This is a genomic window from Streptomyces hebeiensis (genome assembly GCF_052983195.1).
Genome location: NZ_CM129812.1, coordinates 6,998,638 through 7,013,416, shown reverse-complemented (window position 1 = coordinate 7,013,416; position 14,779 = coordinate 6,998,638). Strand labels below are relative to the sequence as shown.

Here is a 14,779-nt window from a genome sequence, read left to right as displayed (position 1 = left end):
CGGGCGGCGGCGGGCGTGCGACGGTACGGGCACGGTGCACGGGGTTGCCGGGTGGCCGTACGGCGCGGCGTCACGCGCGCCGTACGGGCCGGGCACGGACGACGGGTGGACAACGGGTGGACGACAACACGGTGGGACGGGGGCGGCGGTGAGCGACAACCACAACCTGCTCGCGGAGCAGCGCCGCTCCCTGATCCTCGACGAGGTGCGCCGGCACGGCGGGGCCCGGGTCAACGACCTGACGCGCAAGCTCAACGTCTCCGACATGACGGTGCGCAGGGACCTGGACGCGCTGGCCCGGCAGGGCGTCATCGAGAAGGTGCACGGCGGCGCGGTGCCGGTGGCCGAGGCGAGCACGCACGAACCCGGGTTCGAGGCGAAGTCGGGGCTGGAGCTGAGCGCCAAGGAGGACATCGCGCGGGCGGCGGCGGCGATGGCCGTGCCGGGCAGCGCCATCGCGCTGTCCGGCGGCACGACGACCTACGCGTTGGCACACCATCTGCTGGACGTACCGGATCTGACGGTGGTGACGAACTCGACGCGCGTCGCCGACGTGTTCCACCTGGCGCAGCAGAGCGGCGGCGCGGGGGCCCGGCATCCGGGCGCCGCGATGGTGGTGCTGACGGGCGGGGTGCGCACCCCTTCGGACTCACTGGTGGGGCCGGTGGCCGACCAGGCGATCCGGTCGCTCCACTTCGACGTGGTCTTCCTCGGGGTGCACGGCATCTCGGTCGAGGCGGGTCTGTCCACCCCGAACCTCGCGGAGGCGGAGACCAACCGCGGGTTCGTGTCGTCCGCCCGCCGCCTGGTGGTGGTGGCCGATCACACCAAGTGGGGGACGGTGGGGCTGAGTTCCTTCGCGAGGCTGGACCAGGTCGACACGCTGGTGACGGACGCGGGACTGGCCCGGGAGGACCGCGAGGTGATCGCGGAACACCTGCCGCGCCTGGTGGTGGCGGGCGAGCCGGGTGACCCGTCGGCCGAGCGGGACTGAGCGGCGGGCCGGGGCGGCGGACGGTGCGCGGCACAGTGTGCCGGGGCGGGTCCGCCGGCCGGGGCGCGGGTGCCGGACCGTATCCGGCGGACCGTCCCGTGCCCGGTGGGCGAAGGGGCGGAGGCCCGGCCTACGATCGCGGGGTGACCGTGTTCCGTATCGACCGCACCACCCGGTTGTCCGCCGCCGAGGCGTGGCGGCGGCTCACCGACTGGCGGGCCCAGGGAGACCGGGTGCCGCTGACGCGTATCTCCGTCACGCCCCCGGGCCCCACGCGCGTGGGCACGTTCCTCGTCGCCCGCAGCGGGCTCGGCCCGGTCGCGGTCGACGACCCGATGGAGGTCGTCCACTGGCACCCGCCGGCCCCGGGCACCCCCGGCCGCTGCCGGCTGGAGAAGCGCGGCCGGACCGTGCTCGGCTGGGCCGAGATCCGCGTACGGCGCGACGAGGAACACGGCGTCACCCGGGTGCGCTGGGAGGAGGAACTACGGGTCCGCCCGTTGCCCGGGGCGCTCGACACACTGACGGCGCGGGCGGGACGGCTCGTGTTCGGCCGGGCGGTGGACGGGCTGCTGCGCGACTGACGCCCCTCCCGGGCGACATGTGTGCACGGTGACACCGACGGCGCGCCTCGCCGGAGGCGGCACGTTGCGCGCGGTCGGCGACGGACACCGTCCGCCCGGTCAGTCGGGCCAGACACCGCGCGTCAGGAACCGCTCCAGCGTCGCCGTGTACGGAGCGATGTCCAGCCCCTGGGAGGCGAGCCACTCGTCCGAGTAGTACTTGTCGAGATAGCGGTCGCCCGGGTCGCAGATCAGTGTGACCACACTGCCGGTACGGCCGGCCGCGACCATCTCCGCCACGATGCGCAGGGCGCTCCACAGGCCCGTTCCGGTGGACCCGCCCGCCTTGCGGCCGATGGCCCGCTCCAGGGCGCGTACGGCGGCGACGCTCGCCGCGTCGGGCACCTTCATCATCCGGTCGATGGCGCCGGGGACGAAGCTGGGCTCCATCCTGGGACGGCCGATTCCCTCGATCCGGGACCCGCGCTCGCTGTGGGCCAGTGGGTCGTGCCGGGTCCAGCCGTCGAAGAAACAGGAGTTCTCCGGGTCCGGGACACAGACCCGGGTGTCGTACTGCATGTAATGGACGTAGCGCGCGATGGTCGCGGAGGTGCCTCCCGTACCGGCGGTGGCGACGATCCACGCGGGTTCCGGATAGCGCTCCAGACGCAGCTGCTGGTAGATGGACTCGGCGATGTTGTTGTTCCCCCGCCAGTCGGTGGCGCGCTCGGCGTAGGTGAACTGGTCCATGTAGTGACCGCCGGTCCGCTCCGCGAGCCGCGCCGATTCCTCGTACAGCTGTCGGGCGTCGTCCACGAAGTGACATCGGGCGCCGTGGAACTGGATCAGCCGGCACTTCTCGGCGCTGGTGCTCCGGGGCATGACCGCGATGAACGGTACCCCGATCAGCTGCGCGAAGTACGCCTCGGAGACGGCGGTGGATCCACTGGACGCCTCGATGACCGGCTTGCCGGGCCGGATCCAGCCGTTGCACAGGCCGTAGAGGAAGAGCGAGCGCGCGAGCCGGTGTTTGAGGCTGCCGGTGGGATGTGTCGACTCGTCCTTGAGGTACAGGTCGATGCCCCACTCCTCGGGCAGGGGGAAGAGCAGCATGTGGGTGTCCGCCGAGCGGTTGGCGTCGGCCTGCACCTTGCGGACGGCTTCCTTGAGCCAGGCGCGGTACGCGGGGTCGCTGCGGTCGACGTCGACGGTCTCCGCCACGGATCCCGCCCGTGGGACTCCGTCCGGTGCGGAGCCGTTGTGTTCGCCGTGTACGGATTCCCTGTTGTGCGCGGACCCTTCGTGTCTCTCCGGTCGTGTCATACCCGTCACACCCACCCTCCCTCGTCAACACCTCAGCCGTGCCCGGTCGACGAAGCGTCGTGTCATCACCCTTGTCGTCGCCACGCCACTACCGTCGGCCACAGGCCACGCTATCCGTACCACCTGCGCAAACGACTGCTTTGGGTTTCCATAGGGATGCCTTCCCGCCCCCGCCGTGAGGGCACTCTGGTGCGGGGGCGGATACTTGTGCACACTGCCATCAGGGGCCTGGACGACAGGGGGCGGAACAGCCATGGCGGAACCGGAGTTCAGCGCGCGCGGTGTTCGGATAGAGCGGTGGCCACGCTCGCTGACCAAAGCGGGCCAGGTACTGATCCAGGACGGCAGGCTGGCCCTGCTGACCAGCTACGGGAGGGTCATCGACAGCGCTCCGCTGCGGGCCGTCCGAGCCGCGAAACCGTGGTTCGCGGGGCGCGGCAGCACGGTCGCCACCGTCAACGGGAGGCGTTACCGGCTGACGATGAGCGAGAAGGGGCGACTGTCCGACGCGGCGACGCTGGCCGGACGTTTCATGGAGACGGTGAGCCGGGCACGGCACACCTGACCGGACGGCACACCTGACCGGACGGCGCGCACCGGGCGGCACACCGCAGGTGACGCGGCCGGCCGGTGCCGGGCCGGGACGGCCGTGGTGGCCCGCGGCGGCAGGCGCGAGTTGCGGCGCCCGTGCGGCTGGGTCACGCTGGTTCCGTCTCACTCAGGGTGTATCGACCGTGACGCTACGACCGGTCCGTCGGGCCCGGGCCCGGTCCTCGTTCGGGCGGGGATTCGGCGGACACGTCCGCCGCCGGGTCCTCCTCTCAAGTCTTCTTCCCACCTCATCCGGGGAGTCGCAGCCGTGATCAGCCAGCACAGCAGGCACTGCACGGTGGAGCTCCAGGCCCTGCCGTCGCGGATCGGCCAGGTTCGCAGAATCATCTCCGCGCAGTTGCGCTACTGGCGTCTCGACGCCTTGATCGACCCAGCGGCACTCGGTGTCACCGAGTTGCTCACCAATGTCCACCGGCACGCACAGCCGGACAAGACGTGCACGGTCGACATCGAGCTCCTGCTCGAACGGCTCATGGTCTCCGTCAGCGACCGCGACCCCCGGGTCCCCGCCATCAAGGACGCCCGTCTGTTCGACACCTGCGGCCGGGGCCTCGCGCTGATCGCGGCGGTGAGCGAGAGCTGGGGCATACGTGCCCGGGGCGAGACGGGCAAGAGTATTTGGTTCACTCTTCCGGCGCCACCGGGCGCCCTGTCCCTGGCGTCGCGCACGGTCTACGGCGCGACGACCGACGGACCCTTTCCGGGGGCGGCTTCCGGCGCGCTCGCGGGGGAGCACGCACACCCCGCGGTGCGCGCGGCCGTGGTCGTCTGAGAACCCGCCCCCGGCCCACGCGGTGGTCACAGGGGAGCCAGCGCGCCCAGGGGGTCGTCCAGGACCGGCTGCCAGGCGAGTTCGGCCGCGCCCACCAGACTGTTGTGATCGAGCGTGCAGGGCAGGACGGGCACGCTGCCGCTGCGCCCCCACAGACTCCGCTCGGCGACGACGGCGTGCAGCCGCTCCGGATCGGCGTCGAGCAGTTCCCGGTGGAGACCGCCGAGGATGATGCGGTCGGGGTTGAGGATGTTGACCAGACCGGCGAGCCCCAGGCCGAGCCGGTCGATCAGTTCCTCGGTGGCCCTGCGCACGCCCGCCTCGGAGCGTTCGGTGCGCAGCAGATCGCGCGCCTGCTGGAGCAGCGAGACCTCGGGTCCCGGGGCGCGGCCCGCCGCGGTCAGAAAGGCGTACGGGTCGGCCTCGACGTCGAGGCAGCCCTTGCTGCCGCAGTGGCAGGGCCTGCCCTCGGGGTTGACGGTGAGGTGGCCCACTTCGAGGGCGAGGCCGGAACTCCCGGTGTGCAGACGGCCGTCGAGGACGAGCGCGCCGCCCACGCCCCGGTGTCCGGTGGCGACGCAGAGCAGCTGCCGGGCGCCCTGGCCGGCGCCGTGCCGGTGCTCGGCGAGAGCGGCGAGATTGACGTCGTTCGCGGTGAACGCGGGGCCGTCGATGCCCGCGTCCCGCACCAGCCGGGCGAAGACCTCCCGCACGGGAGCGCCGACCGGCCAGGCCACATGGAGCGGGTTGAGGGCGGTGCCCTCCGGTTCGGCGACCGCCGAGGGGACGGCGAGGCCGGCGCCGACACAGCGCCGCCCGGTCTCCCGCAGCAGGCCCGCGCCGGTCTCCACGACCTCGCCGAGGACTTGCGCGGGGTCGGCGGAGGCCGTGCCGCTCCCGTGCGCGGTGGCGACGATCCGGCCGCCGAGCCCGACGAGGGCGGCCCGGAAGCCGTCCGCGTGGACCTGGGCGGCCAGCGCGACCGGCCCGGAGTCGTCCACCGAGAGCCGGTGCGAGGGCCTGCCCTGGGATCCGGCCGCCGAGGCCGGCCGGTGGTCGACCCGGATCAGGCCGAGGGCCTCCAACTCGGCGGCGACGGCACCGGCGGTGGCGCGGGTGACCCCGAGCTCCGCCGTCAGCACGGCACGGGTGGGCGCCCGGCCCGTGTGCACCAGTTCAAGTGCCGGGCCCAGCGCGCCACGGCCCCTCTCCAGCCTCGTCCGAGTGGTGGTTTCCCTGCCGTTCATGGGGGCGAGTCTCCCATGGTCCGCCGGGGGCGCCGTCGTGACGATGATCGCCCTGTGCACGGCCTACGGCGAGGGGGCGATGGCCGACTGGAGCGCGCTCCACCTCACCCAGCTGTCAGAATTCTCCGAACGGGACCGACGAACGCCGTGCGGCTTCCACCGGGGGCTTTCCCCGACCGGGCGCCTTGCCCGGGGCTTTCCTTGCCCGGGGTGCGGGCCGCGCGGCAGACTCCCGTCATGGACTTACGCCCACAGAGCACCCGGAGCGCCGCTACACGGGACGCGGTCACCGTCGAGATCGTCTTCGCCCTGGTCACAGGACTCGTCCTGGCGGGCGCGGTGTTCGCGCTGGGTGCCGTGACGGCCTGGTACCTCGGTCTGCCGGACCTCGCAACGCGCGTGGCGGCGGTCGCGGCAGGTGTCGCCTTCGTGGTGCGCGTCGTTCGGGTGCTGTGGCGCTTTCCGCGGCCGTCGGGCCGGTCGGAACGGCCCGGTCGTACCGGCTCCGGCTCGTAGGCGCGGGGGACGGCGAGCGCGCCGGGGCACGGACGGACGACGGCCCGGCGGAGGCCCGCCGGACCGGCACCGCCCGCGCCGGCGCCCCCGGACCGGGGCCCGGCCCGTGTCACCCGACCGGCCCCGTGCCCCGGGGCCGGTCCTCCCGGCCGCCGGGCTCCTGACAGGCGGGCCCGGGCGTCGAGCCGCGTCTTGACCCGCCCGCGGGGTCCGGGCAGGCCGTCGTCAGGACGGCACGCCGTCCTCCCGCACGCCCGGTTCGCGGGGTGCCGCGTCCGGGTCCGTGTCCGAGGCGCCGTCGGCGTCGGTCCGCCCCGCCTGTTTGCGGTCCAGGAGGTCCAGAGCGCGCCGGGCCAGCGGGTGGGTGCGGACCAGGCCGGCCAGCGAGGTCGAGCCGCGCGTGATGTCCGCGAACGCGTTCCACGCGGGCCGCAGGCCCGTGATCGCCGCGTGTATGACGCCGGGCCGGCGCTCGAAGATCGCGAGCATCCGGCGGCCGACGCCCATCTCCACGCCGAGGCCGGCCTTGATGGCGAAGGCGTAGTTCAGCGCCTGGCGGCGGGCGTCCACGGCGTCGTGCGACTCCGCGATCCGTACGGCCCACTCCCCCGCGAGCCGCCCGGACCGCAGGGCGAAGGAGATTCCCTCCCGCGTCCACGGCTCCAGCAGCCCCGCCGCGTCGCCGCAGACCAGCACCCGGCCGCGGGACAGCGGCGAGTCGTCACTGCGGCAGCGCGTCAGATGCCCCGACGAGACCGCCGGTTCGAATCCGGCGAGCCCGAGCCGCGCGATGAAGTCCTCCAGATACCGCTTCGTCGCCGCGCCCTCGCCGCGTGCCGAGATCACCCCGACGGTGAGTGTGTCCCCCTTCGGGAACACCCAGCCGTAACTCCCGGGCAGCGGACCCCAGTCTATGAGCACCCGGCCCGCCCAGTCCTCCGCCACCGTCGGCGGCACCGGGATCTCCGCCTCCAGCCCCAGGTCGACCTGGTCCGTCTTCACGCCGACGTGCGCGCCTATGCGGCTCGCGCTGCCGTCCGCGCCGACGACGGCCCGGGCGAGGACCGTCCCGCCGTCCGCGAGGAGGACGGCGACCGTACGGCGGTCGGGCACGGCCGGGCCGTGCTGTTCCACGCGCGAGACGGTCACGCCCGTACGGAGCACGGCGCCCGCCTTCCGCGCGTGCTCCACGAGACTCGCGTCGAACTCCGGGCGGTTGACGAGCCCGAAGAGCATGCGCTTGGACCTGCGCGTCCGGGCCAGCCTGCCGTTCATGGAGAACGTCACCGCGTGCACCCGGTCCCTGAACGGCAGCTCGAAGCCCGGAGGCAGCGCGTCGCGCGAGGGGCCGATGATCCCGCCCCCACAGGTCTTGTACCGGGGCAACTCGGCTTTCTCCAGCAGCAGTACCTTTCGCCCCGTGACCGCCGCCGCGTATGCCGCGGAGGCTCCCGCCGGTCCCGCCCCGACCACGACGACATCCCACACCGACTCGTCGTGCCCGCTTGTGGCGTCTGCGTTCTCGCTGCTCACGATGTGCTTCTGCTCCTGATCCCGACGGTGGCCCCTGCTGTCGAACGGCATCCTACGGCGCGGGACCGGCGAACCCACTGTGGGAGGATCGACCATGCCTTCGACGTACGCCTGACCGACATGACGTCATACCCACGAGGAGCGTGCCCATGACCGCGAATCCGATCGCCGAGACCGTGGCGTCCCTGATGCCCCGCGCCCGCGCGGAGCTGACGGAACTGGTCGCGTTCCGGTCGGTGGCGGATCCCGCGGTGTTCCCCCGCAGCGAGTGCGAGGCCGCCGCGGCCTGGGTGGCCGACGCGCTGCGCGCCGAGGGGTTCCAGGACGTCGCGCTCCTCGACACCCCGGACGGCACCCAGTCCGTCTACGGTCTGCTTCCGGGCCCCGAGGGCGCGCCGACGGTGCTCCTCTACGCGCACTACGACGTGCAGCCGCCGCTGGACGAGAGCGCCTGGCTGACGCCTCCGTTCGAACTGACCGAGCGGGACGGCCGCTGGTACGGGCGCGGGGCCGCCGACTGCAAGGGCGGCCTCGTGATGCACCTGCTCGCCCTGCGCGCCCTCAAGGCGAACGGCGGCGTGCCGGTGAGCGTCAAAATCATCGCCGAGGGCTCGGAGGAGCAGGGCACCGGCGGACTGGAACGGTACGCGGAGGCGCGTCCGGACCTGCTGGCCGCCGACGCGGTCGTCGTCGGGGACGCGGGCAACTTCCGGACCGGCCTGCCGACGGTCACGGCCACCCTGCGCGGCATGACCATGGTGCGCGTCGAGGTGGACACGCTGGCGGGCAACCTGCACTCCGGCCAGTTCGGCGGGGCGGCCCCCGACGCGCTCGCCGCGCTCATCCGGGTGCTCGACTCGCTGCGCGCGGCGGACGGGTCCACCACGGTGGACGGACTGGCCGCGGACGCCGGGTGGGACGGCCTCGACTACGCGGAGGACGACTTCCGCCGGGACGCCGAGGTCCTCGACGGGGTCGGCCTCATCGGCCACGGCTCGGTCGCCGACCGGATCTGGGCCCGGCCCGCCGTCACCGTCCTCGGCATCGACGCCCCGCCGGTGGTGGGTGCCACCCCGTCCGTCCAGGCGAGCGCGCGGGCCCTGATCAGTCTGCGCGTACCGCCGGGCCAGGACGCGGGCGCGGCGACCGAACTGCTGACGGCGCACATCGAGCGGCACACGCCGTGGGGCGCGCGGGTGCGGGTCGAACAGGTCGGCGAGGGACAGCCGTTCCGGGCGGACACCACGGGCCCGGCGTACGCCGCGATGGCGGACGCCATGAGCGTGGCCTACCCCGGACAGGAGATGCAGGTCGCCGGCCAGGGCGGTTCCATCCCGCTGTGCAACACCCTGGCCTCGCTGTACCCGCGGGCGGAGATCCTGCTGATCGGGCTCAGCGAGCCGGAGGCCCGGATCCACGCCGTGAACGAGAGCGTCTCGCCCGACGAGCTTCGGCGGCTGGCGGTGGCCGAGGCCCACTTCCTGGTCAACTACGCGGGCGCCGGGCGGGACTGAGGCGCCCGGCCGCGGTCCCACCGACGCGCCCGGCGCGATCCACGGCGCCTCGGACCCGGTACACGGCACCTCGGACGCCGTACAGGACACCTCGGGCGCGGGCCGCGGGACCTCCGCGGTCGCGCCCCGCCCCGTCCGTCGCGTCCTGGTCAGCCGACCGGGACGCCGTCCTCCAGGTTGAGGACCGTCCCGCGCTCCCGCGCGCGCAGGGCCCAGCGCAGCCGCTCGTACCGTACGGGCGGCAGCAGCCCCGCGGCCTCCTCCTCGGCGACGAAGCGCCAGCCCCGTAGCTCCTGGCCCGGCAGCAGCAGCTGCTCCACCAGCCGCGCGGGCAGCCGTCCGCCGTCGAAGAGCAGGCGCAGGCCGCCGTATCCGGGCGGGTGCGGCACTTCCCAGTCCACTACCAGCAGCCGCGGGACCTGGCTGAGTTCTATGCCGATCTCCTCCGCGACCTCGCGGATCCCCGCGCGGGCCGGTGCTTCCCCGGCCTCCACCACCCCGCCCGGGAACTCCCAGCCGGGCTTGTACGTGGGATCGACCAGCAGCACCCGGTCCTCCTCGTCGAAGAGCAGCACGCCGGCGGCGAGCGTCTCGGAGGTCGGCTCGGGTGTCTGGACGATGTCGCTGACGCGGGCCGCGCCGGACCGGACGGCCGTCGCGAGCAGGGCCGCCGTCTCCCGTGCGGTGAGGGCGGTGTTGTCGATGACGTGGGCGTCCGCCATGAGCCAGCCGAGGGCCGCCCGGTAGGGTTCGATGTGCTCGTAACACCACTGCCGGCCGCGTACGTTCGTCTCCGCCCCCTCCTCGACATCCTCACGGGCGGCTATCCGGCCACGCAGTATCGTTTCGTCTGTTGCCAGCAGCACATGCGTGACCGGGATGCGGCGCGCCGCGAGGCCGCCGAAGATCTCGTCGCGGTACTCCTGCCGCAGCAGAGTCATGGGGACGACCAGCGCCCCGCCCACCTCGGCCAGCAGTGCCGCCGCCGTGTCCACCACAAGGCGCCGCCAGATCGGCAGATCCTGATAGTCGCTCACTTCCGCGAGCCGCTTCTGCGGCAGCAGTCTCGCCACTTCCGCGCCGATCAGCTCCGGATCGTAGAGCGTGCAGTTCGGGATCAGGTCGATCAGTTCGCGCGCGGTGCTGGTCTTGCCGGCCCCGAACGCACCGTTGATCCAGACGATCACGGTTCCCCCTCTTCCATAGCCCCCAGTGGACTGCCCGCAACACCCTGCCACGGAAACCCCTGTTCGGATCAGGGCGCCTGAGCGGCCAGCCGGCTGTGGCCGAGCTGTGGCCGGTTCGAGGTCATCCTGATGCCGGCGGAGCGTCCACTGTACGAACCGATCCCCGCGCCGGGCCGTCACACCGGCGCCGGGGAGTCGTCGGACACTGGACCACGACAAAGGGGGGTGCCTCATGGGCAGGACGGTGTTGGAGAGATTTCCCGCGGGCGGACCGCGCGGCAGTTGGCCGGCGGAGGAGTTCGCACGGGCCCGGCGGGCGGAGGGGACGCCGGCCGAGGTGGTGATGGACCTGGACGCGGACCTGTTCCTCGTCGTCGTGGTGCGGCAGGCGACGGACTCGCCCGCCTAGGGCGTCCGGCGAAGGGCGCGCCGCGACGGCGCACACCTCGCCGGCCACGGCACCGGATCCCCGCCTGCCGCCGCGCGGACGGCGTGCACGCTGTCGACGGGCCCCGGCCGGCGCCACCGGTGACCCCGGCCCCCGGTGGGCCCGCCCCCGGCTCAGGGGGCCTTTCACTGTGCACGTCCGGGTCACGTGGTCCGGACGGGCACAGTGCGAGGACCTCTCAGCCGCCGACCGCCGCGGCTCGGCTATCCCGGTCCCGGAGCGCCGCCGCGGCGGCCGCTGCGGCGCCCACCAGTCCCGCGTCGGTGCCGGTCAGCGCCGGTGCGACCGTGAGCCGCCGGACGAACGAGAGCGCGGCGTAGTCCTGGAGCGACCGGCGCAGGGGGGCGAAGAGCACCTCGCCCGCGCCCGCGACACCCCCGCCGACGACCACGATGCCCACCTCGACCAGGGTCGCCGTCGCCGCGATCCCGGCGGCCAGCGCCTGCGCGGCCCGCTCGAAGGACGCGACGGCGACCGGATGGCCCGCCCGCGCGGCGGCGGCCACCGCGGCGGCCGAGGTGTCACCGTCCGGCCCTGGCGCCCAACCGCCCTCCAGTGCCCTGCGGGCGATATTGGGTCCGCTGGCGATGCGCTCCACGCACCCCCGGCCACCGCACGGGCACAGATCTCCGTCCAGGTCGACACTGATGTGGCCGATGTGGCCCGCGTTGCCGGTCGGGCCCGGGTACACCTTCCCGTTCAGGACGAGTCCTCCGCCGACACCGGTGGAGACCACCATGCACAGGGCGTTGTCGTACCCGCGGGCCGCGCCCTGCCAGTGTTCCGCCGCGGCGATCGCGACACCGTCGCCGACCAGTGTCACCGGCAGTCCGCCGGTGGCCGACCGTACCCGCTCCACGAGCGGGAATCCGCGCCATCCGGGCACGTTGACGGGGCTGACCGTACCGGCCAGGGCGTTCACGGGCCCCGCGCTGCCGATGCCGAGAGCCGTGGCCGACGGCCAGAGCGGGGACGCCGAGACCTCGGCGACCACCTCCGTCACCGCGCGCATCACCGCCTCACCGTCCTCCTGCGCGGGAGTCGGCCGCTGAGCACGGACAAGAATCCTGCCGCTGCCGTCCACCAACGCGCCGGCGATCTTGGTGCCGCCGATGTCGAGTGCGGCAACGGTGTCGGTATGCATCGGTCTCGGGTCTCCATGGGTAGGGGTCGGTGGGCAGGGGGCGGGGACGCGACGGCGGCCGCCGGTGCCGGGCGGGGCCTCGACGGCCGGCAGTCGACGGCCGGACATGACGGACAACAGAAGATGATGTCTCCCCGCACGGACAGGGGATGGTCCGGACCTACAGGAAGGTGAGTGAACCTCCGGTCCGGCGGTACGCCCTCCCCTCGGTGACAACGTTGTCCAGGGCCTATGCTCGACGCCATCGCCGTGTATGGCAAGTCCCATGGCACACCACGGCGCCCCTATCTCCGAGCGACGACGAGGATTGCGCACCGTGGCAGACACCGCCCGCCGACCCGAGCCCCGTTACGGCACCCGCCCCACGATGAAGGACGTGGCCGCGCGGGCCGGGGTGGGGCTCAAGACGGTCTCCCGAGTCGTCAACGGAGAGCAGGGCGTCACCCCCGACACCGAGCGCCGGGTGCAGGAGGCCATCGACGCGCTCGGGTTCCGCCGCAACGATTCGGCGCGCGTGCTGCGCAAGGGGCGTACGGCGAGCATCGGCCTGGTCCTGGAGGACCTCGCCGACCCGTTCTACGGTCCGCTGAACCGGGCGGTGGAGGAGGTGGCCCGGGCACACGGCGCACTGCTCATCAACGGCTCCAGCGCCGAGGACCCGGACCGCGAGCAGGAGTTGGCCCTCGCCCTGTGCGCGCGCCGGGTGGACGGGCTGATCGTGATCCCGGCCGGCTGCGACCACCGGTATCTGGAACCGGAGATCAAGGCGGGGGTTGCGACGGTCTTCGTGGACCGCCCGGCCGGCCGGATCGACGCGGACGCGGTGCTCTCCGACAGCTTCGGCGGCGCCCGTTCGGGCACCGCGCACCTGATAGCGCACGGGCACCGCCGTATCGGCTTCGTCGGTGACCTGCCCCGGATCCACACGGCGAGCGAGCGGCTGCGCGGCTACCGCACGGCGATGGCCGAGGCGGATCTCGCCATCGACGACGCGTGGGTGTCCCTCGGTACGACCGCCCCCGACCGCGTCCGGGAGGCCGTCACCGCCATGCTCGCCGCCCCCGAGCCGGTCACGGCGATCTTCGCGGGGAACAACCGGGTGACGGTGACGGCGGTACGGGTCCTGGCAGCGCATCACCGCCCCGTCGCACTGGTCGGCTTCGACGACATCGAACTGGCCGACCTCCTGGACCCGGGGGTCACGGTGATCGCCCAGGACGCGGCCGCCCTCGGGCGCACGGCGGCGGAACGGCTCTTCCACCGGCTCGACGGGGCGGCCGACGCGCCGTCACGGGTGGTGCTGCCGACGCGGCTGATCGCCCGGGGCTCCGGGGAGATCCCGCCGCCGGCGGACGGTTAGGGTCTCGGGTCTCCGCCCCGACGGGAGCCGTGCGGCGCGACGCCGTACGCCGGTCGGTGCCGGGCCGCCGGGTTCGTGAAACCTGCCAGGTCGGCGCGGGTGAGGCCGGTGAGCCGGGTGACCTCGTCCGGGTCGAGCGCGCCGCAGTCGAGTCCGCGCAGCAGGTGACCGCTGAGCGCCGCCGCCGTGGCGGGTTCGTCCAGAACGGCACCGCCCGCCTTGGCGACATAGGCGGTGAGCCGTGCGGCGGCGGGGCGCAGGCCCTCGCGGTAGAAGGCGTAGACGGCCGCGTACCGGGTGGGCAGGTGGCCCGGGTGCATGTCCCAGCCCTGGTAGTAGGCGCGGGCGAGGGCGCGCCGGGTGAGGCCGTAGTGCAGCCGCCACGCCTCGTGCACCTGGGCGGTCGGGCCGACGGGCAGGACGTTGGTGGAGCCGTCGCTGACGCGGACGCCCGTGCCGGCGGCGGCGACCTGCATGACGGCCTTGGCGTGGTCGGCGGCCGGGTGGTCGCTCGCCTGGTGGGCGGCCCCGACCCCGAGGGAGGCGCTGTAGTCGAAGGTGCCGTAGTGCAGGCCGGTGGCCCGGCCGCCGGCCGCGTCGATCATCCGGGCCACCGTGGCGGTGCCGTCCGCGGCGAGGATCGCCTGGCTGGTCTCGATCTGGATCTCGAAGCCGATCCGCCCGGCCGCCAGTCCGAGCGCCTTCTCGAACTCCCCGGCCAGCCGGGCCATCGCGGCGACCTGCTCGGCGTAGGTGACCTTGGGCAGGGTGAGCACGAGCCCGTCGGGCAGTCCGCCGGCCCGTGCCAGCCCGCTGAGGAAGATGTCGAGGGTCCGGATGGCCCGGCTCCGTACGGCGGCCTCCAGACACTTGGCGCGGATGCCCGTGTACGGCGCCGCCGTGCCGCCGTCGTACGCCTCACGGACCAGGCGCGCGGCGCGGGCGGCGGCTTCGTCCTCCTCGTCGTCCGACCGCGCGCCGTAGCCGTCCTCGAAGTCGATCCGGAGGTCCTCGACGGGCTCGCGGCCGAGTTTGTCCCGGACGCGTTCGTACACCGGACCCGCCAGTTCGTCGGGCAGGCCGAGCACCCGGGCCAGCGTGGCGGCGTCCGGGGCGTGTTCGTCGAGCGCGGCGAGCGCCTGGTCGCCCCAAGAGCGGATGGTGCCGGCGTGGAAGACGTCGGCCGGGACGTAGACCGTGTGGACGGGCCGACGGGTGCCGGGGTCGCCCGGGTAACGGCGGGCGAGTTCGGCGTCGACCGGCGCGAGCAGGGCACCGATCTCCGCGTCGACCCGGTCGGTGAGGCTGGTCGTCACCGTCTCCCGCTGTCCCATCCCGGGCCTCCTCTTTCCGCTTTCCGCCGCACGGGAGCGGCGCTCCGCCGGCGGCGGAAGTCAAGCAGCGGGGTTCGTTCCCCGTCAACGAGGACCGGGCGCCTCCAGGAGGGGCCCTGGACACGGGGCGGGCCCGGGGGCGTGCGGTGTCTTCGCCGCGCGCCCCGGGCCCGTACCACTCGTACCGCCGTCCGGCCAGGGCGTGTTGCGAAAGTAGCGCCGTCCGGGCCGG

The 14,779-nt window shown here is 73.7% G+C and carries 14 protein-coding genes; 8 read left to right on the top strand and 6 right to left on the bottom strand.

Translation table 11 applies throughout. The features are described 5' to 3' along the window. Positions 1–148: 148 nt before the first annotated feature. Positions 149–994 (top strand): DeoR/GlpR family DNA-binding transcription regulator, encoded by an 846-nt coding sequence (locus ACU6P3_RS30125; protein WP_447194978.1) that lies wholly within the window; start codon positions 149–151, stop codon positions 992–994. Between the two features lie 143 nt (positions 995–1,137). Next, positions 1,138–1,578 (top strand): SRPBCC family protein, encoded by a 441-nt coding sequence (locus ACU6P3_RS30120; RefSeq protein ID WP_447194977.1) that lies wholly within the window; start codon positions 1,138–1,140, stop codon positions 1,576–1,578. A gap of 99 nt (positions 1,579–1,677) precedes the next feature. On the opposite strand, the gene ACU6P3_RS30115 is transcribed toward ACU6P3_RS30120, so the two are convergent. After that, positions 1,678–2,778 (bottom strand): PLP-dependent cysteine synthase family protein, encoded by a 1,101-nt coding sequence (locus ACU6P3_RS30115; protein ID WP_344280712.1) that lies wholly within the window; start codon positions 2,776–2,778, stop codon positions 1,678–1,680. 355 nt (positions 2,779–3,133) lie between these two features. Between ACU6P3_RS30115 and ACU6P3_RS30110 the strand changes: the two genes are divergently transcribed. Then, positions 3,134–3,445, top strand: a complete 312-nt coding sequence (locus ACU6P3_RS30110) for a hypothetical protein (RefSeq protein ID WP_030740927.1) — start codon at positions 3,134–3,136, stop codon at positions 3,443–3,445. Between the two features lie 294 nt (positions 3,446–3,739). Further along, positions 3,740–4,264: an ATP-binding protein gene (locus ACU6P3_RS30105; protein WP_447194976.1), complete on the top strand. Its 525-nt coding sequence runs from the start codon at positions 3,740–3,742 to the stop codon at positions 4,262–4,264. Positions 4,265–4,290: 26 nt separating this feature from the next. Here ACU6P3_RS30105 and ACU6P3_RS30100 read toward each other — a convergent pair whose 3' ends face one another. After that, positions 4,291–5,511 (bottom strand): ROK family protein, encoded by a 1,221-nt coding sequence (locus tag ACU6P3_RS30100; RefSeq protein ID WP_344280704.1) that lies wholly within the window; start codon positions 5,509–5,511, stop codon positions 4,291–4,293. Between the two features lie 237 nt (positions 5,512–5,748). Here ACU6P3_RS30100 and ACU6P3_RS30095 point away from each other — a divergent pair, with 237 nt between their 5' ends. Beyond that, the gene (locus ACU6P3_RS30095) at positions 5,749–6,027 is read left to right on the top strand and encodes a DUF6332 family protein (protein ID WP_447194975.1); all 279 of its coding nucleotides are present in this window, start codon (positions 5,749–5,751) and stop codon (positions 6,025–6,027) included. Positions 6,028–6,252: 225 nt separating this feature from the next. Here ACU6P3_RS30095 and ACU6P3_RS30090 read toward each other — a convergent pair whose 3' ends face one another. Beyond that, on the bottom strand, positions 6,253–7,560 hold the full coding sequence (locus tag ACU6P3_RS30090; RefSeq protein WP_447194974.1) for a geranylgeranyl reductase family protein: 1,308 nt from the start codon (positions 7,558–7,560) through the stop codon (positions 6,253–6,255). Positions 7,561–7,709: 149 nt separating this feature from the next. On the opposite strand from ACU6P3_RS30090, the gene ACU6P3_RS30085 reads away from it, so the two are divergent. Next, a complete protein-coding gene (locus ACU6P3_RS30085) occupies positions 7,710–9,074 on the top strand; it encodes a dipeptidase (RefSeq protein WP_447194973.1) in 1,365 nt (454 codons plus the stop codon). A gap of 149 nt (positions 9,075–9,223) precedes the next feature. Here ACU6P3_RS30085 and ACU6P3_RS30080 read toward each other — a convergent pair whose 3' ends face one another. Continuing rightward, positions 9,224–10,261: an NUDIX hydrolase gene (locus tag ACU6P3_RS30080; protein ID WP_447194972.1), complete on the bottom strand. Its 1,038-nt coding sequence runs from the start codon at positions 10,259–10,261 to the stop codon at positions 9,224–9,226. 232 nt (positions 10,262–10,493) lie between these two features. On the opposite strand from ACU6P3_RS30080, the gene ACU6P3_RS30075 reads away from it, so the two are divergent. Next, positions 10,494–10,670, top strand: coding sequence for a DUF8839 family protein (locus tag ACU6P3_RS30075; RefSeq protein WP_107055501.1), 177 nt, complete (start codon positions 10,494–10,496; stop codon positions 10,668–10,670). 217 nt (positions 10,671–10,887) lie between these two features. On the opposite strand, the gene ACU6P3_RS30070 is transcribed toward ACU6P3_RS30075, so the two are convergent. Then, positions 10,888–11,853: an ROK family protein gene (locus ACU6P3_RS30070; RefSeq protein WP_447194971.1), complete on the bottom strand. Its 966-nt coding sequence runs from the start codon at positions 11,851–11,853 to the stop codon at positions 10,888–10,890. 316 nt (positions 11,854–12,169) lie between these two features. Here ACU6P3_RS30070 and ACU6P3_RS30065 point away from each other — a divergent pair, with 316 nt between their 5' ends. Continuing rightward, on the top strand, positions 12,170–13,213 hold the full coding sequence (locus ACU6P3_RS30065; RefSeq protein WP_344280685.1) for a LacI family DNA-binding transcriptional regulator: 1,044 nt from the start codon (positions 12,170–12,172) through the stop codon (positions 13,211–13,213). Here ACU6P3_RS30065 and ACU6P3_RS30060 read toward each other — a convergent pair. Further along, positions 13,210–14,547 carry a DUF6986 family protein gene (locus ACU6P3_RS30060; protein ID WP_447194970.1) on the bottom strand — a complete coding sequence of 446 codons (1,338 nt, stop codon included), beginning with the start codon at positions 14,545–14,547 and terminating at the stop codon, positions 13,210–13,212. The two genes, ACU6P3_RS30065 and ACU6P3_RS30060, sit on opposite strands and share 4 nt — an antisense overlap. Positions 14,548–14,779: the final 232 nt, after the last annotated feature.

What these genes read in the sequence shown, in the direction of transcription:
- ACU6P3_RS30110 (WP_030740927.1), top strand. Translation starts at nt 3,134, where the DNA reads ATGGCGGAACCGGAGTTCAGCGCGCGCGGTGTTCGGATAGAGCGGTGG.
- ACU6P3_RS30100 (WP_344280704.1), bottom strand. Translation starts at nt 5,511, where the DNA reads ATGAACGGCAGGGAAACCACCACTCGGACGAGGCTGGAGAGGGGCCGT.
- ACU6P3_RS30095 (WP_447194975.1), top strand. Translation starts at nt 5,749, where the DNA reads ATGGACTTACGCCCACAGAGCACCCGGAGCGCCGCTACACGGGACGCG.
- ACU6P3_RS30085 (WP_447194973.1), top strand. Translation starts at nt 7,710, where the DNA reads ATGACCGCGAATCCGATCGCCGAGACCGTGGCGTCCCTGATGCCCCGC.
- ACU6P3_RS30075 (WP_107055501.1), top strand. Translation starts at nt 10,494, where the DNA reads ATGGGCAGGACGGTGTTGGAGAGATTTCCCGCGGGCGGACCGCGCGGC.
- ACU6P3_RS30070 (WP_447194971.1), bottom strand. Translation starts at nt 11,853, where the DNA reads ATGCATACCGACACCGTTGCCGCACTCGACATCGGCGGCACCAAGATC.
- ACU6P3_RS30060 (WP_447194970.1), bottom strand. Translation starts at nt 14,547, where the DNA reads ATGGGACAGCGGGAGACGGTGACGACCAGCCTCACCGACCGGGTCGAC.